The organism is Wolbachia endosymbiont (group B) of Erebia ligea, assembly GCF_947179575.1.
Lineage (GTDB): Bacteria > Pseudomonadota > Alphaproteobacteria > Rickettsiales > Anaplasmataceae > Wolbachia > Wolbachia pipientis_C.
In genome coordinates this window covers 220,781-241,880 of sequence record NZ_CAMXBW010000002.1, presented here as the reverse complement: position 1 = coordinate 241,880, position 21,100 = coordinate 220,781, and the positions used below count along the sequence as shown (strand labels likewise).

At 34.4% G+C, this 21,100-nt stretch carries 20 protein-coding genes, 1 tRNA gene, 2 rRNA genes and 2 pseudogenes; 18 read left to right on the top strand and 7 right to left on the bottom strand.

Annotated elements, in window-relative coordinates:
- Positions 1-241: 241 nt before the first annotated feature.
- Positions 242-1,114, bottom strand: coding sequence for an IS982 family transposase (locus OM962_RS01645; protein ID WP_264330502.1), 873 nt, complete (start codon positions 1,112-1,114; stop codon positions 242-244).
- A gap of 90 nt (positions 1,115-1,204) precedes the next feature.
- Between OM962_RS01645 and OM962_RS01640 the strand changes: the two genes are divergently transcribed.
- From OM962_RS01640 to ruvC, 9 genes are all read left to right on the top strand, one after another.
- Positions 1,205-1,681, top strand: a complete 477-nt coding sequence (locus OM962_RS01640; RefSeq protein ID WP_264330592.1) for an outer membrane protein — start codon at positions 1,205-1,207, stop codon at positions 1,679-1,681.
- A 216-nt stretch (positions 1,682-1,897) separates the two neighbouring features.
- On the top strand, positions 1,898-2,200 hold the full coding sequence (gene rplU / locus OM962_RS01635; protein ID WP_015588327.1) for a 50S ribosomal protein L21: 303 nt from the start codon (positions 1,898-1,900) through the stop codon (positions 2,198-2,200).
- A gap of 10 nt (positions 2,201-2,210) precedes the next feature.
- The gene (gene rpmA / locus OM962_RS01630) at positions 2,211-2,480 is read left to right on the top strand and encodes a 50S ribosomal protein L27 (protein ID WP_006012184.1); all 270 of its coding nucleotides are present in this window, start codon (positions 2,211-2,213) and stop codon (positions 2,478-2,480) included.
- Positions 2,481-2,488: 8 nt separating this feature from the next.
- A tRNA-Ile gene (locus OM962_RS01625) sits at positions 2,489-2,565 on the top strand.
- A gap of 39 nt (positions 2,566-2,604) precedes the next feature.
- Positions 2,605-3,771, top strand: a complete 1,167-nt coding sequence (metK, locus tag OM962_RS01620) for a methionine adenosyltransferase (protein WP_264330591.1) — start codon at positions 2,605-2,607, stop codon at positions 3,769-3,771.
- Between the two features lie 109 nt (positions 3,772-3,880).
- Positions 3,881-4,546, top strand: coding sequence for a TenA family protein (locus OM962_RS01615; RefSeq protein ID WP_264330590.1), 666 nt, complete (start codon positions 3,881-3,883; stop codon positions 4,544-4,546).
- Between the two features lie 39 nt (positions 4,547-4,585).
- Positions 4,586-5,245: a TenA family protein gene (locus tag OM962_RS01610; protein WP_264330589.1), complete on the top strand. Its 660-nt coding sequence runs from the start codon at positions 4,586-4,588 to the stop codon at positions 5,243-5,245.
- Between the two features lie 47 nt (positions 5,246-5,292).
- Positions 5,293-6,120, top strand: a complete 828-nt coding sequence (locus OM962_RS01605; protein ID WP_006012165.1) for a cytochrome c oxidase subunit 3 — start codon at positions 5,293-5,295, stop codon at positions 6,118-6,120.
- The gene (gene ruvC / locus OM962_RS01600; protein WP_006012163.1) at positions 6,121-6,609 is read left to right on the top strand and encodes a crossover junction endodeoxyribonuclease RuvC; all 489 of its coding nucleotides are present in this window, start codon (positions 6,121-6,123) and stop codon (positions 6,607-6,609) included. It abuts the gene before it with no gap.
- Positions 6,610-6,634: 25 nt separating this feature from the next.
- Here ruvC and ruvX read toward each other — a convergent pair whose 3' ends face one another.
- The 3 genes from ruvX to OM962_RS01585 form a co-directional block, all read right to left on the bottom strand.
- Entirely contained in the window at positions 6,635-7,102 is a 468-nt protein-coding gene (gene ruvX / locus OM962_RS01595; RefSeq protein ID WP_264330588.1) for a Holliday junction resolvase RuvX, read from the bottom strand.
- 358 nt (positions 7,103-7,460) lie between these two features.
- Positions 7,461-9,245 (bottom strand): ribonucleoside-diphosphate reductase subunit alpha, encoded by a 1,785-nt coding sequence (locus OM962_RS01590; protein WP_006012160.1) that lies wholly within the window; start codon positions 9,243-9,245, stop codon positions 7,461-7,463.
- 48 nt (positions 9,246-9,293) lie between these two features.
- The gene (locus OM962_RS01585) at positions 9,294-10,364 is read right to left on the bottom strand and encodes a methyltransferase domain-containing protein (protein ID WP_264330587.1); all 1,071 of its coding nucleotides are present in this window, start codon (positions 10,362-10,364) and stop codon (positions 9,294-9,296) included.
- A gap of 331 nt (positions 10,365-10,695) precedes the next feature.
- On the opposite strand from OM962_RS01585, the gene OM962_RS01580 reads away from it, so the two are divergent.
- The 3 genes and pseudogenes from OM962_RS01580 to OM962_RS01570 form a co-directional block, all read left to right on the top strand.
- Positions 10,696-13,460: ribosomal RNA gene (locus OM962_RS01580) — 23S ribosomal RNA — on the top strand.
- Between the two features lie 67 nt (positions 13,461-13,527).
- A 5S ribosomal RNA gene (gene rrf, locus OM962_RS01575) occupies positions 13,528-13,634 on the top strand.
- 192 nt (positions 13,635-13,826) lie between these two features.
- Positions 13,827-14,557 (top strand): annotated as a pseudogene (locus OM962_RS01570) (IS66 family transposase); the annotation flags it as partial.
- Between the two features lie 117 nt (positions 14,558-14,674).
- Here the strand turns inward: OM962_RS01570 and OM962_RS01565 are convergent.
- The 3 genes from OM962_RS01565 to rpmH all read right to left on the bottom strand — a co-directional run bounded on the left by OM962_RS01565 (position 14,675) and on the right by rpmH (position 15,453).
- Positions 14,675-14,884, bottom strand: coding sequence for a hypothetical protein (locus tag OM962_RS01565; RefSeq protein WP_006012150.1), 210 nt, complete (start codon positions 14,882-14,884; stop codon positions 14,675-14,677).
- A gap of 73 nt (positions 14,885-14,957) precedes the next feature.
- Entirely contained in the window at positions 14,958-15,335 is a 378-nt protein-coding gene (rnpA, locus tag OM962_RS01560; protein ID WP_080589533.1) for a ribonuclease P protein component, read from the bottom strand.
- Positions 15,319-15,453, bottom strand: coding sequence for a 50S ribosomal protein L34 (gene rpmH, locus OM962_RS01555; RefSeq protein ID WP_015588337.1), 135 nt, complete (start codon positions 15,451-15,453; stop codon positions 15,319-15,321). Before rpmH ends, rnpA begins: the two co-directional genes overlap by 17 nt.
- 107 nt (positions 15,454-15,560) lie before the next feature.
- Between rpmH and pstC the strand changes: the two genes are divergently transcribed.
- From pstC to OM962_RS01525, 6 genes and pseudogenes are all read left to right on the top strand, one after another.
- The gene (gene pstC / locus OM962_RS01550; protein ID WP_264330586.1) at positions 15,561-16,649 is read left to right on the top strand and encodes a phosphate ABC transporter permease subunit PstC; all 1,089 of its coding nucleotides are present in this window, start codon (positions 15,561-15,563) and stop codon (positions 16,647-16,649) included.
- 96 nt (positions 16,650-16,745) lie between these two features.
- On the top strand, positions 16,746-18,182 hold the full coding sequence (atpD, locus tag OM962_RS01545; protein WP_264330585.1) for a F0F1 ATP synthase subunit beta: 1,437 nt from the start codon (positions 16,746-16,748) through the stop codon (positions 18,180-18,182).
- Positions 18,183-18,187: 5 nt separating this feature from the next.
- The gene (locus OM962_RS01540; protein ID WP_264330584.1) at positions 18,188-18,529 is read left to right on the top strand and encodes a F0F1 ATP synthase subunit epsilon; all 342 of its coding nucleotides are present in this window, start codon (positions 18,188-18,190) and stop codon (positions 18,527-18,529) included.
- Between the two features lie 285 nt (positions 18,530-18,814).
- A pseudogene (locus OM962_RS01535) lies at positions 18,815-19,162 on the top strand (IS630 transposase-related protein).
- A gap of 10 nt (positions 19,163-19,172) precedes the next feature.
- Positions 19,173-19,673 carry an IS630 family transposase gene (locus OM962_RS01530; protein ID WP_319606738.1) on the top strand — a complete coding sequence of 167 codons (501 nt, stop codon included), beginning with the start codon at positions 19,173-19,175 and terminating at the stop codon, positions 19,671-19,673.
- A gap of 186 nt (positions 19,674-19,859) precedes the next feature.
- A complete protein-coding gene (locus OM962_RS01525) occupies positions 19,860-21,092 on the top strand; it encodes an IS256 family transposase (protein ID WP_264330447.1) in 1,233 nt (410 codons plus the stop codon).
- Positions 21,093-21,100 lie beyond the last annotated feature (8 nt).

The window sequence follows — 21,100 nt, the reverse complement described above, 5'->3', positions numbered from 1 at the left end:
ACTCTGATTGAATATTTTTAGTAAAGGCTAGTGGGAAATTATATTGAAGCGAAAGTAAGTGATGTAGACTCAAATGATGATTGCAGCAGATAGTGAAAGATATGCCAATTTGCAATTGCAAGAGAAAGACAAATAACAAAAAAAATAAAATAATTCCAATTTTTTACTTGCAATTTATACTATTTTTAATATTTATATGCTTGTATATGCATATATTAATCTTTGGAACGCTAACTATGGATTAGCGAACAAAAAAAGAATTGGAAATGGAAGGTTTTTTACGTTGTAAAGAGTATGAAATGAGTGTAGAAAAAATATGAACCAGAAAGTTAAAAGGAGATCGGTGGCGAGTGTGCTCAATTTCTAATCTATTTTTTAGGTAACCAAAAACTGTTTCAATAATAGATCTTTTCCTTAAAAAAATCTTCTCATTTAGAGAGATTAATGCGTTTTTCATCCCTTTTTTTATCTTGGTAACAAGCTTTAAATTTCTATCAAGTAATTGTAGAAATAGACCTTTTTGGATATAACCTTTATCTCCAAATAATAAACCCGTTAGTTTTTTAGTCAGATCTAAAACTGGCTTTCTATCGTCAATGTTACCTCTGGTTAGCGTAACACCTTGAATTTCGCCTATTTCATTGATTACTACATGTAATTTAAAACCAAAAAACCAGCCATAAGTGCTTTTGCTTAATTTTGCAATTCCAGTAAAAACTTTATTTTTAGATATTCTTTTTGCATGACAGACCGTGATAGGAGTTGAATCAATGTAGGAAATACCTGTATTTTTTGCCTGCTCACATAACCACTGTAGCAACATTGCTAAATACCATAAAACTCGAGGTTTTAGCGCAATAAATCTATCATAAGAAGGTAGTCTGGAAAAGTCTGACTTATGCAGCAACTGTAAGTAACATATGTAAAATGATTTAAAGTTTTCATATCTAGATTGCTGATATAACAGAATTATTGTTATAATTTCGGAATGCGTTATTTCTGGCACTCTTGTAGGTTTTTTACCATTGGATAATAATCTACCTGCAAAATTTTTGTCTATTATTTTACAATAATCATCTACAAAACAGAATAATTCTGTTACATTCTTATTCACTGGGTAACCTCCTATTATCTCTAAAATACTGGAGTTTACCTTCTTTTCTTCTTCTCTTCTAATCCATAGTTAGCGTTTTGGAGGATAAAAATGAAAAAGTTACTTACTTTGTTGGCTTGCTGTTCTTTGTCAGCACCGTCTTTTGGAGTTGATTGGGTTAAAGATAGAACCTACACCTCTTCGTCGTATGGCATGCTTGGTATTAATTATGATCTTGGCTATCACTGTACAGATAGCATTAAAATTTCATTTGGTCCTGCAGTTAAACTTGTTATGAGTGAAGGGATTTTAGACGCGGGACTTATGGCAAAGCTTCATTATCATCATCAATTTGAAAGTACGGATATTACCCCTTATGTTACTTTTGGTGTAGGAGGTGGAGCTAAAGTATCTCAACCAGCACAGCAAGGTCAACAGCCAGACGTAAAAAAGTTTTTTTCCTACCAGATAGGTGCTGGTATTAATCTTCCACTTTCTGAGAGAACGAATGTTTTCGCTGGCTATAAACTTCACAAGTTCAGTAATTTTTCTCATGGGTTTGAACTTGGAATGAGTTTTAATTTATAAGCTCCGATTGAATGTTTTTAGTGAAAGCTTGAGTTTTTATTAACGTCGTAAAGTTTTCATGATACTAAGAGAATTTGAGAGTAGTCAAGTTTTAAAACTTGACTACTCTCCAAGGAAAAGCAGATAAAGGTAGAAGTATTTCATGTTTTTATTTATATTGACAGTATGTGTAACATCATTTACGATTAGTGTTAATAACAATAATTGATATTTGTCATGTTTGCAGTAATCGAAACTGGTGGAAAGCAGTATTTAGTAAAAAAAGGCAGCATAATTAAAGTAGAAAGATTACAAGCTGAAGAAAAAGAGGAAGTGGAAATCAATAAAGTGATTTGTGTTTCAAGTAATGGCTTATCTTGTTCATCTAATGCTGTTGTTAAAGCTGAAGTACTGGAGCAGTGTAGAGATAAAAAAATTATAATCTTTAAGAAAAAGAGAAGAAAAAATTACCGTAGGAAAAATGGTCATAGGCAGTATATTACTGTTCTTCGTATCAATGAAATTAGTCTTCAAAAGTAAGAGGTAAGATATGGCAACTAAAAAATCAGGTGGTAGTTCCTGTAATGGTAGAGATTCGGCAGGGCGTCGGCTCGGGATAAAGAAGAATGGTGAGGTTATTCCAGGTAACATAATTGTACGTCAAAGAGGTACAAAATTTCATCCTGGAAAGAATGTTGGTATGGGTAAAGATCATACGATTTTTGCTAAAACGAAAGGCTGGGTGAGTTTTAGAAAATCAGCAAATAAAAAGACGTTTATTGATGTTGTGCCTACAGATGATATGCAAGCCTTGGCTTGAATAGATACGGGTCTGTAGCTCAGGTGGTTAGAGCGCACGCCTGATAAGCGTGAGGTCGGAGGTTCAACTCTTCCCAGACCCACCATTTAAATTTGCAATAGTTTTGATATTGTGTAACTAAACGATGGTTTTACATAAGAATTCAGTAACCAGTGAATCAGTAGCAGCCGGTCATCCAGATAAAGTAGCAGACCAGATTTCAGATGCAATACTTGACGAATACCTTTTTAATGACTCTTCCTCTCGTACTGCAATAGAGACTTTAGTTACTAAAGATAATGTTATTATAGCTGGGGAAGTATTTGGGCCGAACATTGAAAATAGCAAGATTGAAAGTATTGTACGGAATACAATAAAAGATATTGGTTATGAGCATGATGGTTTCCACTGGGAAACAGTGAAAGTAAATATATTGCTACATGAACAATCAAATGACATTGCAATAGGTGTGGATCAAGGTGCTGGGGATCAGGGCATAATGTATGGCTATGCAACAATAGAGACAGAAAGCCTCATGCCGGCACCCATTTTTTATGCACACTCGATTCTGAGAAATATCATGAGTATGGTCAAAGAGGTAAAGCTTGGTCCGGATGCAAAATCGCAAATCACTTTGGCGTATGAGAATAACCTTCCAGTGCGTGCTGAAAGTATTGTTGTTTCAATACAGCATCTTGAGGATCTGAGTCAATCGAAAGTGAAGGAAATAATTTATCCTTACATAGCTTCATCTTTACCTGAAGGGTGGATGTGCCCTAAAGAAAATCTCTTAGTCAATCCAACAGGTAGATTTGTTATTGGTGGACCAGTTGGTGATTGTGGATTAACCGGACGAAAAATTATGGTTGATACTTATGGAGGCTATATTCCACACGGTGGAGGAGCGTTTTCTGGAAAAGATGCAACAAAAGTTGATAGATCCGTAGCTTATATGGCGAGATACCTTGCTAAAAATATTGTCTTTGCAGGTTTAGCTGAACGTTGTCTTGTGCAGCTTTCTTATGCAATTGGTGTCTCAAAACCTACTTCATTTTACATTGATACATTTGGCACGAATACAATAGATGAAGAGAGGATTAAAGGGTTTATTGAAGGTAACATAGATTTATCAACTAAAGGCATAATAAGACATTTATCACTTAATCGTCCTATATATAAACGTACAGCCTGCTATGGGCATTTTGGTAAAGAATCGGAAAGTGATGGTGGATTTTCTTGGGAAGGTGTGGACTTATCTACTGATTTTTGTAAAGAATTTAATATAGAAGAAGAAAAGAGAGAATGTCTTTAAACTATTAAACTCTTTTATTTCTAGCTTGATACTGATATAATAACTTATTATAAATTGTAAGTAACTTTTTAGTAACTATACTAGTTTGAGTATTTATGAGGCTTACAAGATGTCCGACAAACCAAAAGAAGAATTTTATGATATTGCTATAAAAGAATCATCTGATCTTATTGAAGAAATAAAAGAACATCCTTTCAATGTTGAATTGATAAACAATACGCTAGATTATGAAAAGTTCAAAATTTATCTTCAGCAGGATTTTTTATATTTAGTGGACTGTACTCGTGCTTTATTGATTATTGCATCTAAAGTTGATGACATTGAAATAATGAGCAGTTTGGTTAATGTAGCAAGGGGAACATTTGAGGTTCGAAAGCAGTATACTGAATATTTTGAGACTTGTGATTTATCCGATAATCATAAAAAATCAGAATCTTGTTCTGCTTTCACTGACTTTTTTATGCGTGCTGCATATCATAATTCTGTTGCTGAAGCTTTAGCAGCGTCTTGTCCTTGTTTTAATATATACCAAATTATTATAAATCATATGGTAGGAGAGGTTATGCCTAAAAAAGTTGAAGATCACAGATATCAAGGGTGGATTGATATCTATAATAACACAGTAATGAATGCTACGATTAATCAAGTTACTGACGTTGCAAATAATCTATATGCAAAGGCTGGTGATTGTGAGAGGAAAAAGATGCGTGAGTTTTTTAAGAGAGGTCTAGAGCTAGAAATATTGTTTTGGGATGAGATATATTCTCTAGCATAGTCTGTAGTATTAACACTAAATTATATTCTAGTTTATCTGATGTTCAGTGGTATAATTAAGAGCTATTATGGGTCAAATCTTTTAAAGGATATTATTGAGCATCCTTTCAATGTTGAATTAGTGAATAATACTTTAAACATAGAAAACTTCAAATTTTATATACAACAAGATGCATTCTTTTTAGCTGATTATGTTCGTACTGTTTTAATGATTGCATCAAAAATGGAGAGTTGTAATAACATTGTTCCATTGATTGGGGTGGCTAAAGGAGGAATAGAGATTATGAGAGTGTTATACGACCACTACTTTACTGTATACTCCATAAATCGTGGAGAAAAGTCGCTTGAGTGTTTCAATTTTACTAACTTTCTTTTGTCTACTTCATATAGCGATGTTTATGAAGCTGTAACAGTTCTTTACTCTTGCCATTTCATATATAAAATTGTTGTTGATAATATGAGAAATAAAATTAAAAAAAATAATAGGTATAAGAATTGGTTTGATTTTTTTAGCAGTAGCTTGATGGAATCTGGATGTGTTGCTTTGGAAGATATTGTTGACGAGTATTGTAATAAAGTAAGGGAAAGTGAAAGAACCAGAATGCTCGAATTATTTAAAATAACTGCACAATTTGAGTTAGGCTTTTGGAATAGTGCATATAATTTTTCAAAATTTGATCAAGATTTTAAGAAATATTGACAATTTTAAGCTAATTTGTATGCTTGGTACGTATTTTTGAAGATGATATGAAAAGTAAAGAACATGATTTTCATTTAGTAGATCCAAGTCCCTGGCCAATTGCTATATCAGCAGCAATTCTTGTTCTTGCACTTGGATTAGTTGGTACACTCCATAAACAAATTTCTGGAATATTTGGTTTAGTTTTGGGAATCTCTGCGGTATCAGGGGTGCTGTTTTATTGGTGGAGAGATGTAATAAGAGAAGCAATTTATGATAAATGCCATACTGCCATTGTAAAACATGGACTCAAGCTTGCAATGTACTTATTTATCCTCTCGGAAGTTGTGTTTTTTATAGCGTTCTTTTGTTCATTCTTTAAAGCCTGGCTTGATCCGATTTTTTTGTTTGAAGCGTTTTCTCCTACAAAAAAAATTGAATGGCCCCCTGAAGGGATTTTACCACCTGATCCGTGGTCGTTACCATTTATGAATACACTAATATTATTACTTTCTGGTACAACAATTACCTCAGCACATCATTTTTTACTTGAAAATGATAAAAAAAACATGATTAAAATGTTATCTATAACTATATTGCTTGGAATTTTCTTTATAATAGTGCAAGCAATTGAGTATTATGAAGCAAGTTTTTCTCTACAAGAAGCAGGAGAGAAACTTATCTATACATCCAACTTTTACATGATTACTGGTTTTCATTGTATGCATGTTATAATAGGTATAATATTTTTGTCAGTGTGTTTGTTTAGAGCTCGAAGAGATCAAATTACACCTCAAGATCATTTATGCTTTGAATTTGCCTCTTGGTATTGGCACTTTGTTGATGTAGTCTGGATATTTTTATTTGTGTTTGTTTATTGGTTAAGCCTTTATTAAGTGATTAAAATAATAGGCCTAGATCCAGGGATGAGTAAGACTGGTTGGACTATTATCAGCCTGGAAGAAAAAAATAATATTAAATTTTTGGATGGTGGCACCATATCAACTGATAGTAAGTCGGGTATAGGTGAGCGTCTACATATAATTTTTGAAGAATTAAAGAAAGTAATTTCTTTATACTCTCCAGATGAAGCTGCTGTAGAAAAAATTTTTGTTAATAAAAATCCAAAATCTTCACTAACTTTGGGATATGCAAGAGCAATTGCAATTTTAATATTACAAATGACGGATTTACCCATGAATGAATATGATGCAAACTATATAAAAAAGAGCATTACCGGAAATGGTCATGCTGATAAGGATCAGATTATATTTATGGTGAAGCAAATAGTTAAAAACTTAAATATAAAATGTCATCATACTGCTGATGCTCTTGCTACAGCAATTTGTCATGCTTATACGAGAAGTTCTTGTTTTATTGAATAGTTTTACATGAATTCAGTTAAAAAAACTATTTGATGGTATTTATCTTATCTAACGTTCGTTGCAGAATAATACATGCAGCAATTTTATCATCTATTTTTTTTGATTTTGTGATTGATATTCCAGTAATTTTTAGTGCGTGAGTTGCAAGAGATGTTGATAGACTTTCGTCTTGTAGGTATATGTGTACTTTACATTTTTTTATTATTTTATTTGCAAACTGGATTATTGCTTTACACCATTCAGTCTCTTGGTCATCTATTTTGAATGGTAGTCCTATTACCATTGATCCAGCTTCATTTTCTTTAAGTACTCTATGTAGATAACCTAAATCTTTGCTCATATTTCTTCTATAATATATACTATGAGCTGTAGCTATAAGCTGTGTTTTATCACTAAATGCTACGCCTATTCGTTTTTCTCCCATATCAAGGCACATTATACGTTTATCTCTTGGAATAGACTTTAGAAATTCATCTGGATTTCTATATAGCATCTATTAGATTTCCTTTAAAACCAAGAATAAACAAATAAGTTGTAGTGTGATATAGAACTGTAAGAACGTTCTGTAAGGCAAGGTGTCATTCGAGTAGCTGACACTGGAATCCAGGCTATTTTATCATAGACGTTGTTTTTGACATATATTCCTAAAATCCCCTGCCAATTGTATGGTCTGCAAGCACTTTTATACCTGGATCCCAGTGCTCGACACTGGGATGACAAGAGGAGGAGTGTTTGGATGTTGGTGAGGATTACTTGAATGACGGGAAAGAGAATACTGGACGACAACTGAATTGCCTTGAAAACATAACTTTTGTACAATTGTATTTTTGTGACAGTAAGGTATGTACAGTCTACTGACATGATAGGCATTCATCATAATTAATATCTGTTTTTTGCTGCAGTATTTCGCTTTTTTTGAATATATCATGAGAAATCTTGTCAGCTCTCTGCATTGATTGTGACCTGCAGTAGTATAAGCTCTTTAATCCTTTTTTCCAAGCAAGCATATGTATTTTATGTAAGTAACGTTTATGCACATTGGCAGGTAAGAACAGATTTACTGATTGAGATTGACAAATATAAGAAGTTCTATCACTTGCATGTTCTATGATCCATTGTTGATCAAGTTCGTATGCTGTTTTAAATGTCAGTTTTTCATGCTTGCTAAGAAAATCTAAATGCTGAACAGAACCCTCATTTGTTGAAATTGAGGACCATGTTTCATCATTGTCTTGATTTTTTTCTGCTAGTAGTTTTTGCAAGAATTTATTTCGTACTACAAATGAACCTGTCAATGTCTTCTGTATAAATACGTTTGCTGCATATGGCTCTATTCCAGGGGAAGTGTTGCCTGCGATAATCGAAATTGAGGCAGTTGGAGCAATAGCGAGCTTATGTGTGAACCTTTCCATTAGATCGATTTCTTTAGCGTCAAGACATGGCCCTTTTTCTTCTGCTAATTTTTTAGAAACTACATCTGCTTGCTCGCGCAAATGCTTAAATACTTTTTTATTCCATTGTTGGGCTGTTACTGATTCAAAAGGAACCATTTTACTTTGTAAAAATGAATGAAAACCCATCACGCCAAGACCGATACTACGCTCTCTTATTGCGGAATATTTTGCTCGCTGTATTTCATTTGGTGCTTGGTTTATGAAATCCTCTAATACATTATCAAGAAAACGCATTATATCTTCTATGAAAAGCTCATTATCTTTCCATTCTTCGTAGTATTCAAGATTTACGGATGATAAACAACATACAGCAGTGCGTGACTTGTTCAGGTGATCGTAACCTGTAGTTAAAGTTATTTCACTGCATAGGTTTGACATTTTGATATCTAAATTGAGCTTTTTGTAAGGTTCTGGTTTATTGTTATTTGTTGCATTAAGAAAGATAATATAAGGTTCTCCAGTTTCAATTCTTGCTGTTAATATTTTAATCCATATATCCCGTGCTTTTACTGTTGAAATAACTTTATTGTTATGAGGGCTTATTAAATTCCATTCTTGATCATCTTCAACAGCTTGCATAAACTTATCTGTTACTATTACAGCATGATGTATATTTAATGCTTTGCGATTTGGGTCACCACCAGTTGGCTTACGTAAATCTAGAAACTCTTCTATTTCTGGATGCCATACAGGAAGATAAACTGCTGAGCTTCCTCTTCTTAAGGATCCTTGGCTGATTGCAAGCGTCAGAGCATTTTGTACTACGATAAATGGCACAATTCCTGATGTTTTACCGCTACCTTTGACACTTTCACCAATTGAACGTAAATTTCCCCAATAACTACCTATTCCACCACCACGTGCAGCGAGCCAAACATTTTCATTCCATAAATCAACTATTCCCTGCAAGCTATCTTCAGTTTCGTTAAGAAAGCAGGAAATAGGCAATCCTCTCTTGGTACCACCATTACTAAGTATTGGAGTTGAAGGCATGAACCATAAATTGCTCATGTAATCATAAAGACGTTGTGCATGCTCTTTATTATCAGAGTAGTAATTGGCAATACGTATAAAGAGATCTTGATAACTTTCATTTTCTATTAAATACCTGTCCAATAGAACTGCTTTTCCAAAATCAGTTAATTTACTATCCTTTGCGTAGTTAATAGCAATGTAATTCATAAGGCTCCTTTTATGATAATATAGACATTTATTTGAGCGATTTCTCGATTAAGTTGTTAAATTTTTTTGTGGATACTGTAATGCAAACAAGATACCATCAACTTGGCTGCCATATATTTTACAGTAACTCATTTGACTTATTTGCATATTTGTTTCTTTTGCAACATGCTGAATATAATCTTCTGAGTGACGAAAATAATCTCCCTTGTTTACAAAGTCAATACCTTTACTTTCCTTTCTTCTTACTAAACATACAATAACCCCTTTTTTGTTTGTCAATCCTTTTGCTAGTTCCAATTCTGCTAGAAAATCATGTAGATAGTGTAGCACTTCAGCAAAGATAATTACATCATACTTCTGGTTCTTCTGTTGTTTAAGAAACTCTTTCATTTCTGTATGTATTAACTCATCGTAAACAGGTTTACCTTTTATAAGGCATCCTCTTGCAATATTGAGCATTCTATTTGAGATGTCAACTCCTGTTATGCGACTTCTAATATTATTTATTTTTAGGAAGTGACCACATATTCCAGTACCGCAACCAAGGTCAAGTATATTCAGTTCAGAAGTGGAGTTGTGAAAGATTTTTTTGATTATCATATGTACTAGTTCATGTCCTCTGTACTGTTTGGCAATCAACCAATGTTCAACAAAATATTCACCTGTGTAATCAAAATATTGTTTTATGAGATTTTCAGGCAATTCTACGATATCTGATGTGTTTGTTATTTTTTTTAAGTAGTAAGAAGCTTCTTTGTGACTACTATCTAATTTTAGCGTCTTTGTTAAATAATTATAAGCTTTATTAGTATTTCCTACTGCAAAATGACATCTTCCAATATTATACCAGATTATAGGTAAATTGGGGTAGAATATGCTAATTAACCAAAATCTTAACTTTGCATCTGATATATTACCTTTATAGAAGTGATATAACCCGATTTCAATGTTGGTATTTAACAGGTTTTTAGATTTTTCAAGAAACACTACAATTTCTTTATGGAGAGTATTGTATTTATCCATAATGAAATTTTTTACTTTTTTAATATTTAATAAGCCAGTGAGCTTAGATATACAATTTAAAGCAAAGTTTTTTATAAAAGATAGATTACTTTTCATACATTAGAAATACTCCAAATGTTCATTTTCATTTTTAGGTAACTAATTTTAACACATTTTATCTTACAAAATATCTTTTTCATTAATTTTTCTGTACATATCAATTTGTCGAATATTTCTCAGATTGTACTGTTTAAGATTGCTGGTATATTGTTGTTGATAATAATAGGTAAATGTTTTGTGTAAAAAGGCGTTGACATATGATTTATCAGATTGTAACATATAAAAGATTAGTTTTTAGATGTTTGAAAAGTTTTATGGTAGAGATTATTTAATCTCAATTCAATTGTAAGTTAATATTTAACTCTGCATATTCTACATATAGTCAGATAAATAAATTATTAAGAGCACTTGATGGATGCCTTGGCGTTAAGAGGCGATGAAGGACGTGGCAGGCTGCGATAAGCTGTGGGAAATTGTCAACAAATTTTGATCCGCAGATTTCCGAATGGGGAAACCCAACTAGCTTAGCTAGTTATTATATACTAAGTATATAAAGCAAACTTGGTGAACTGAAATATCTAAGTAGCCAAAGGAAAAGAAATCAACCGAGATTCTGTTAGTAGTGACGAGCGAAAGCGGAAAAGGCTAGTGATTTAAAAATAAGAATTAGAATACTCTGGAAATGGTAACCATAGAAGGTGATAGTCCTGTATAAATAGAAAGTTTTTAAATCCTTGAGTAGAGCGGGGCACGTGAAATCCTGTTTGAATATGGGGGGACCATCCTCCAAGCCTAAATACTCCTTAACGACCGATAGTGAACAAGTACCGTGAGGGAAAGGTGAAAAGAACCCCGGGAGGGGAGTGAAATAGAACCTGAAATCAAGTGCTTACAAACAGTTGGAGCTCTATATCAATTTATTGATATTTAGAGTGACAGCGTACCTTTTGCATAATGGGTCAGCGAGTTAATCTATGAAGCAAGCTTAAGCCGTTAGGTGTAGGCGTAGCGAAAGCAAGTCTGAATAGGGCGTTTAGTTTTATGGATTAGACCCGAAACCAAGTGATCTAGTCATGACCAGATTGAAGGTATGGTAAAACATACTGAAGGATCGAACCAGTTAATGTTGCAACATTATTGGATGAGTTGTGATTAGGGGTGAAAGGCCAATCAAACTTGGAAATAGCTGGTTCTCCGCGAAATCTATTTAGGTAGAGCGTTGTATTTATGTTGTTGGGGGTAGAGCACTGGATAGACTAGGGGGATTCATCATCTTACCAAATCTAACCAAACTCCGAATACCAATAGTTAATTATACAGCAGACACACTATGGGTGCTAAGTCCGTGGTGGAAAGGGAAACAGCCCAGATCACTATCTAAGGTCCCAAAATTACAGCTAAGTGGGAAAGGAAGTAGAAAAACCATTACAGCTAGGAGGTTGGCTTGGAAGCAGCCATCCTTTAAAGAAAGCGTAACAGCTCACTTGTCTAAATAAGTTTTTCTGCGCCGAAAATGTACCGGGGCTAAAGCTGTATACCGAAGATGTGGGTGCTTATTGATTTCGATTAATAGGCGCGGTAGCGGAGCGTTCCGTAAGTCTGTGAAGGTGGTTTGTGAAAACTGCTGGAGATATCGGAAGTGAGAATGCTGACATAAGTAGCGTAAAAGAGTGTGAAAAACACTCTCACCAAAAATCTAAGGGTTCCTACGTTAAGTTAATCTGCGTAGGGTTAGTCGGTTCCTAAGGCGAGTCCGTAAAGGAGTAGTCGATGGCAATTAGGTTAATATTCCTAAACCTCTTAAGTGTGACGGGTTTTGTATTTGTATAGGTCTTATTGGATTGATCTATGCTTAAAAGAAGCTCCAGGAAATAGCACTTATATTTATGAGGCCGTACCGTAAACCGACACTGGTGGATGAGTAGAGTATACTAAGGTGTTGAAAGAATGATGTTGAAGGAACTCGGCAAATTATACCTGTAACTTCGGAAGAAGGGTAACCTGCTTTTAGGCAACTATGAGTAGGTGGCACAAAATAGGGAGTAGCGACTGTTTACTAAAAACACAGGACTCTGCAAACACGTAAGTGGAAGTATAGGGTCTGACGCCTGCCCGGTGCTGGAAGGTTAATAGGAGGGGTGCAAGCTCTGAATTGAAGCCCCAGTAAACGGCGGCCGTAACACTGACGGTCCTAAGGTAGCGAAATTCCTTGTCGGGTAAGTTCCGACCCGCACGAATGGCGTAACGATTTCTCCACTGTCTCCAACATCACTTCAGCGAAATTGAATTCCCCGTGCAGATGCGGGGTACCCGCGGTTAGACGAAGAGACCCCGTGCACCTTTACTATAGCTTTACATTGCTATTAAAAGTGTGATGTGCAGGATAGGTGGGAGACTTTGAAGTTATGGCGCTAGCTATAATGGAGTCAACCTTGAGATACCACCCTTTACACTTTTGATATCTAACTATGTTTCATTATCTGGAACTAGGACATTGTATGGTGGGTAGTTTGACTGGGGCGGTCGCCTCCTAAAAAGTAACGGAGGCGTGCGAAGGTAAGCTAGAGCTGGTCGGAAATCAGCTTGATAGTATAATGGCATAAGCTTGCCTGACTGCGAGGTTGACAAACCAAGCAGAGACGAAAGTCGGTCATAGTGATCCGGTAATTCTGTATGGAAGGGTTATCGCTCAACGGATAAAAGGTACGCCGGGGATAACAGGCTGATGGTGTTCGAGAGTTCATATCGACGACACCGTTTGGTACCTCGATGTCGACTCATCACATCCTGGGGCTGGAGAAGGTCCCAAGGGTTCGGCTGTTCGCCGATTAAAGTGTTACGTGAGTTGGGTTTAGAACGTCGTGAGACAGTTCGGTTTCTATCTGCCGTGGGTGAAGGAAATTTGAGAAGATCTGACTCTAGTACGAGAGGACCGAGATGTATATACCTCTGGTGTACCAGCTGTTATGCCAATAGCATCGCTGGGTAGCTATGTATAGATGGGATAATTGCTGAAAGCATATAAGCAAGAAACCCTCTTCAAAAAAATTTCCCAATTAAGGCCGTGGGAGACTACCACGTTGATAGGCTAGGTGTAGAAGCATGGTAACATGTGAAGCTAACTGGTACTAATAGCCTGATTGATTTATTTGCTTTCTATATGTGCATATGCAGTGTTAAATATTAAATTAAAATTTGTTAAGTCAGAAATTTTTGTTGACTTGGTGGCTATAGCAAAAATGAACCACCCGATCTCATTTCGAACTCGGAAGTGAAACTTTTTAGCGCCGATGATACTTAAAAAGGGAAAGTAGGTCGTTGCCAAGTTTATAAAAATTTCTTTTTATTTATATCTGTTCAGTAGAGCGATGAAACAAGGTAAACATAGAGTAGCTGTGAGGTAATATAACTGATCTTTTAGAACTCTGTGAAAACTTTAAAATAAAAGTAGAAAATTTAAAAAGTAGAATTTCTCACCTATTTGCAAATGAGGAGGAGAGATAGCAACATTTAACAAATCATCAAACAATTGATCTTCCGAAAATCAAACTTTATATAATTGAATATTAATTAAGTTGTTGGAGATGAGGAGAAAGAAGAAGTAGCAAACTACCAAGAAGCAGATACATTTGGTCCAAGAGTTAGGTGATAATTGTAGCACTCAGTGGATTCTATAAAAATTCAAAACGTAAGAATTATAAGTGATGTTTTTAATGTGAATTGAAAGCGTATCAAATAGTGAATATAGAGTTCCTTCAAAATGTAAAAAGGTGTATGAGCAAATCGAATAAGAAAACTGAGGTTTTGCGCATCAACGTGTTATAATAAAGGTAAACTTGGTTAGTGCTGAAGCAATACTGCAAGTTTTAAAGGGAAAGAAGATTTAAAAGACAGTGTATGTTGCAATCGTAATAGTCGCTGACAGGTACTTTGAAACATAGCTGGACTATTGAAGTTAAAATTCTGGGCTGTTACTTAAAAAACGATCCACTGAATTATTTGTACTAAAAAAAGCTTTATTAAAAAGTGAAATAGATGTTTTAACAGAAGTGTAAGAAAGTTGCAAAACGTATAAGGTATTACTTGAAGCTACCTATCTGAAGCAATTGGAGCTTCTCAAGTTGCGAAAAATATTTTAAAATCTGAAAGAATGATGTGAAATTTTTTAAGTAAACCAGAAAGTATTTCACTATCACGCTGAACAGCAAATTAGTCATTATATCGTTTACTGTAAAAGCTCATATTTTACGTAATCAGAGCTAGGAACTTGAAAGGATAATTTCATTATACTTAACATGAAAACAAAGAGAACTATACAATTCCCTGCCTATCATTTCTTGAACCACTTCCCTGAACGGGTACTTTTATCAAACTATTCTCTTATTGTAATGAGTTGCTTCTATATTAAAATTTAGCAACTTCCCTCTAGGATTATCTTTATTTTGTTCTAAGTATTGGCTTTGTTCAAATGCCATTTCCCATTGTGTACGATAGCTAGACTTTCTATATTCATAAAAACTCTCTTCAGCATTATTTGTATCGAGCTTTTTATCTTGTTTTTCTATACTCTCTACCATCAAGCACCCACATCTATTAATTTATTTTAAAAACTTTACTTATCTTATCATAAAAAATATAGCTGTAAATACTTTAGTGAAAATTTCTTCTTATTTTATCTTTCTTTAAGCAAATATTGAGGTCTTTTTGTAAATTTTTATAGCCTGCCTGCATAATGTTTTTATGGGTTAGTATTATGTAATAGTATCCTACATTACTTATATTAGAAATGCTAACTTTAGCTAGCATTCGTAATTGCCTTTTTATTTTATTTCTTTTTGCTGCTTTTCCGACTTTTTTACTGATAGCCAGACCTACTCTAATAACATGAATATACTTTTCAGGTTCTCTTTCTTTTATAGCATATAGTGATATATATACCCCTCGATAAAAAAGACTGTCAGGTGCTAATCTGTTTTTAAAAGCAAAGGAAAACTCTTTTTTTTTATGCTTACTATGCGCATAATTTATTACACCCTAATGAACGACGCTTATTAAGAATTTTTCTTCCAGCTTTTGTTGACATACGTGAACGAAATCCATGTCTGTGCTTTCTTTTTAAATTTTTTGGTTGAAATGTTCTTTTCATTGTTTTTATATTAATATGACTATTTATTTTAAATTATTTTGTTCTATTGTCAAATAATGGTCAACTTCTATGGCATTCTTATTGAATAAAATTTGATATATGGAAAAATGAATTTAATTATAGGCATACCTGTTTTACTAATCCTTTTATTTTGTTTGAGTAGGTTTCAAGCAGTAAGTAAAGTTAAGTCTTATATATATTTGAGTTGTATGTGGATGTTAGCTTGTTTGTTAGCACTCTATGGTGGTTATTTTATAACTTCTATTTCTATAGCGTTACTTTTTTTTATGCTGATTTTTATCTTTAAAGATAAAAGAAATAAGATGGTAAAATTTTTGTTATTTATGGCTTTAACCATATCACTTTTTATCACTTTATTTATAATGCTATCTATTTTTATTCAGTCCATTTCTTTTTTTAACAAAGTAGCTATTTCAGAATTCTTATTTTGCTTAAAATGGAAGCATAATGTAGCTATTATCGGCGAAGGAGAGGTGGGATGTTTTGGTATAGCGCCACTTTTAGTGGGGACATTACTTATAACTATTGTAGCAATGTTAGTTGCGGTGCCGCTTGGTTTATTTTCTGCAATATATATTAGTGAGTATGCGAGTGAAAAAGTGCGTTATGTTATTAATACAGCCTTACAGGTTTTGTCTGCTATTCCTACTGTTGTATATGGATACTTCTCAGTTGTATTTTTGTCTTTTTTTATAAAGCAGGTAGCAAGTTTTTTTAATTTAAGTATACACTCAGAAAGTGCTTTGATTGCTGGTTTATCGATCGGGGTAATGATTCTTCCTTTTATTATTTCTTTGCTTGAAGATGCTATAAGATCTGTTCCAAAAAGTTTACGTTATGGTTTTATGGCGCTTGGCGCAACACCAGCGGAAACTATATGGCATATAACAATACCTTATGCAATGCCTACAATTTTAAGTGCAATTTTATTATCAATTTCAAGAGTGATAGGTGAAACAATGATTGTACTAATGGCTGTGGGAATCAATGCAAATTTGACCTTTAATCCTCTCAATTCAGTTACTACTATCACTGTACAAATTGCTACATTACTTACCGGAGATCAGGATTTCAATAGTGTGCAAACTCTTGCTGCTTATGCGCTTAGTTTGGTGCTGTTTGTTATTACTTGGCTATTGAATGCATTTGCACTATTTATAATGAAACGTAACTAGTAAGTGTTTTAATATTGCAAAATTTCTGTTAATAATATAAGATTTATTTTCTTTAGAAGTTCTTTTATAGAATTGTAGTGTTAGGTGATGAAAGAGATGAGTACAGGTAAAGTAGTTAAAATAACTCAAGCAGTTGTTGATTTAAAATTTGAAGGCGAGTTACCTAAGATATTTAATGCTTTAAAAAGCAAACTAAAATATAAGGGCAAGGAGCTAGTTTTAGAGGTTTCACAGCATATAGGTGACAATATAGTTCGTTGCATTGCTATGGATAGCACAGATGGTATGTCAAGAGGTGATGAGTTTGTTGATACAGGTGCACCAATATCAGTTCCGGTTGGACGCTCAACTTTAGGAAGGATTTTTAATGTTGTAGGGGAGCTTATAGATGAGTGTGGTCCGCTAAAAGGAAAGTATGATTTAGAACCTATACATAGATCACCTCCAAGTTTTACTGAGCAGAAGATACAGGAAGAAGTTTTAGTTACAGGAATAAAGGTTATAGATCTTCTTGCTCCTTATCTTAAAGGAGGAAAAATTGGCTTATTTGGTGGAGCTGGTGTTGGTAAAACAGTTCTGATAATGGAGCTGATTAACAACATAGCAAAAGCTCATAAAGGATTTTCTGTGTTTGCTGGAGTAGGAGAGAGGACGCGTGAAGGTAATGATCTTTATAACGAGATGATTACTTCGAATGTAATAGATATAAATGAGCACGAAAAATCTCAAGCCGTTTTGGTTTATGGTCAAATGAATGAACCTCCTGGAGCAAGGTCTAGGGTTGCTTTAACAGCACTAACTATGGCGGAGTATTTTCGTGATCATGAAAATCAAGATGTTCTATTTTTTGTAGATAATATCTTCCGCTTTACTCAAGCTGGCTCTGAAATTTCTGCTTTGCTTGGAAGAATACCGTCGGCTGTTGGTTATCAGCCAACTCTTGCGACTGATATGGGCGCTATGCAAGAGAGAATAGCCTCAACTACTGCTGGTTCTATTACTTCTGTACAGGCTATATATGTTCCTGCAGACGATTTGACCGATCCAGCTCCAGCAACGACATTCTCTCATCTTGATGCAACCACAGTGTTGTCAAGGCAGATAGCTGAAATGGGTATATACCCTGCTGTTGATCCACTTGACTCAACTTCTCAGTCTTTATCTGCTGAAATCATTGGTGAAGAACATTATAATGTGGCTTCTGAGGTGAAACGTATATTGCAAACTTATAAGTCGCTGCAAGATATTATCGCAATACTTGGTATGGATGAACTATCTGATGAAGATAAAATTATTGTTGATAGAGCTCGTAAAATTCAGAAGTTTCTTTCTCAACCTTTTCATGTTGCGGAGGTATTTACTGGCATGTCTGGCAAATTTGTTTCACTTTCTGATACTATTTCTAGTTTTAAAGGAATTATTGAAGGTAAATATGATCATCTGCCAGAAGCTGCTTTTTATATGGTGGGAAGTATAAGTGAAGCAAGAGAAAAGGCTGAATCAATAAAAGCTGAAGTTGGAGCCGGACATTAAAGATTATGAACACTTTTAAGGTGCAATTTTTTTCTCCTGATAATCGAATTTCATTCGATGAAGTAGTTTCTCTTTCAGTGAACGGGCTTAAAGGGGAATTGATGATTTTAGCCTACCATTCCCCTTATTTAATTTATTTATTGCCTAGTATAATTACTGTTCAAATGAGTAACCAGATAAAGGAGAAAGTTGTAATTGACAATGGTGTATTAGAGGTTGTAAATAATGATTGTAGCATTCTAACAAATCAAATTCAGGTTTTTGATCATTTGACTCATGATGAGGAATCATTAAAAAATAAGAGAGTTGGTATATATTTAAGTTATCTTGATGTCAAATCTCTTTAGGGGCTCTTTTTGTGTTCAAGAAATGAGTTTACTCTTGTCATTTCCACGTTTGTTGTTCAGGTAGTTGACACACAACTGTACGAACATTATGGTTCAGGGAAGATGTCATTCCAGTATCTTCTTTCTTGTTATCCCAGTGCGTGACACTGGGATCCAGATATAAAAAGTATTTGCAAATCATGCAGTAAACAATAGTTCTTAAGGACATATGTCAAAAACAATGTCCAAAAACTATAGTATTTCCTAAAGTAAATGATAAAGGTATAATAAAGTATTTGAGTTATAATGGCATATAGTGTGGATTTAAGGGAAAAGGCAGTATTGATGATAGAAAAAGGTAAGACAAAGGTTGAGGTAGCAGAGCTTATGGAGATAGGAATAGCAACTCTTGTACCGTTGGTTAAAAAAGAAAGCTGCTGGTGAAAGCCTCAAGCCATCTAAAACGGTAGCTTTATTCGAAAAATAGACCCCAAAATACTCGAAGAATATGTTACAAAGAATCCAGATCATACTCTGGCAGAGATGAAACAAAATCTTGGATTTGGAATAAACTCAATTTGGTATAGACTAAAACAGCTAAAAATTACTTTAAAAAAAAGTCACACTATATCAAGAGCGCAATCAAGAAGATAGGGAGCAATTTATTGATAAAATCTCAAAAATAGACCATTCCAGCATCTTATATATAGATGAAGCAGGAGTTGATAATAAGTTATACCGAGAATATGGACGCGCTCCAAGAGGAAAGAAAATTTATGCAGATATTCCAGGGAGAACTCGAGAGAGAATCAGTATAGTAGCCGGGTGGATTGGAAAGAGATTTATTGCACCAATGACTTTCAAAGGTGGGTGTGACAAAGAGGTATTCAATACATGGTTGGAGAAGATGTTATTACCTAAATTGCCACTTGGCACAACTATAGTTATGGATAATGCTACATTTCATAAGACCACTAAAACAAAATCATTAATAGAGTCTTTTGGCTGTCATTTGCTGTATCTTCCAACATATTCACCAGATTTGAATCCTATAGAATACTGTTGGCATACCATCAAAAGCCGCCTCAGACCTCTCATGTATAAATATACAGACTTACAGCTTTTGGTTGGTAATACCATAATGGAACTTTATCATCCATTTTAGAAAATACTATAGATCCCAGTGTCTAGGCACTGGCATGACATTATTTATTATGTGCCGTATTGCAATGTTCGTACAGCTATGTGTCACGTACTGGAATGACAAGAGTTGAATGACAGGGAACGTTCAAAAAAGTGTGTCAAACCGAGAAGTAAAGTAATAAATTGATATAAAAAATGGAGGTTTGATATGAGTCAAGCAAATAGAACTAATGGGTTGGTAGATTATAAAGAATTAGAAACAAATATCCTGTCATCTATACGAGAAGGAAAACCATTGACAGGAAAAGATGGAGCATTAACACCGTTTATAAAAAGGTTGCTAGAGGCAAGTCTGGAAGGTGAAATAGAAAACCACATGTCAGCTAAAAGTGAAGAAAATAACCGAAGAAATGGGAGAAACGCAAAAACTTTACGCACGAGTGGAGGCTCATTTGAGCTGCTAACACCAAGAGATAGGGAGGGAAGTTTTGAACCACAAATAGTTAGAAAAAGGCAAACAAGCCTACATCCAGAACTTGAAGCAAAGGTATTAAGTACATACGCCAGTGGCATGGGATACAGAGACATAGCTTCACACGTTGAGGAAATATATGACCACAAAATATCAGCAGCAGAGATATCCAGTATTACTGATAAACTGCTACCAATAATCAATGAATGGCGCAGCCGTCCACTGCAATCAGTATATCCAATAGTGTTCATGGATGGCATGTTTTTTAAGGTTAAGGAGGATGGACATTGTGTAAGCAAGTGTATGTATAACATATTAGGCATAGATCAAAATGGCAGAAAAGAAGTATTAGGTTTTTATTTGGCTGAAAGTGAGGGAGCTAATTTCTGGTTGGGAGTGCTAAATGACCTCAAAGAAAGAGGAGTAGAAGATATTCTAATTGCCTGCATTGATGGGCTAAAAAGCTTTTCTACAGCTATAAATAGTATATTTCCTAAAGCAGAAGTACAACTATGTATAGTGCATCAGATAAGGAATTCACTGAAATATGTATCTAGCAAAGATGTAAAAGTTTTCATGAATGATTTGAAAAAAATATATCGTGCTTCAAGTAAAGAAATTGCCGAAAATTATTTGCTTGAACTGGAGGAAAAATGGGGCGAAAAGTATCCATTAGTCATAAAATCTTGGCAGAATAATTGGGAAAATTTGTCCAGTTATTTTAAGTATTCAGGTCCTGTTAGGAGGCTAATTTATACCACTAATCCTATTGAGGGACTGCACAGACAGATTAGAAAATTTACTAAAACCAAAGGCTCATTTACTAATACAAATGCCTTGTATAAACAGGTATATTGTGCTATAAAAAAAGTAGAGCAAAAATGGGCTATGGCTTTACCTAATTGGGCTTTAACTATATCTCAACTTGATATCTTTTTTCCTGATAGATTAAAAATTGAGTTGAATTAAAAATACGG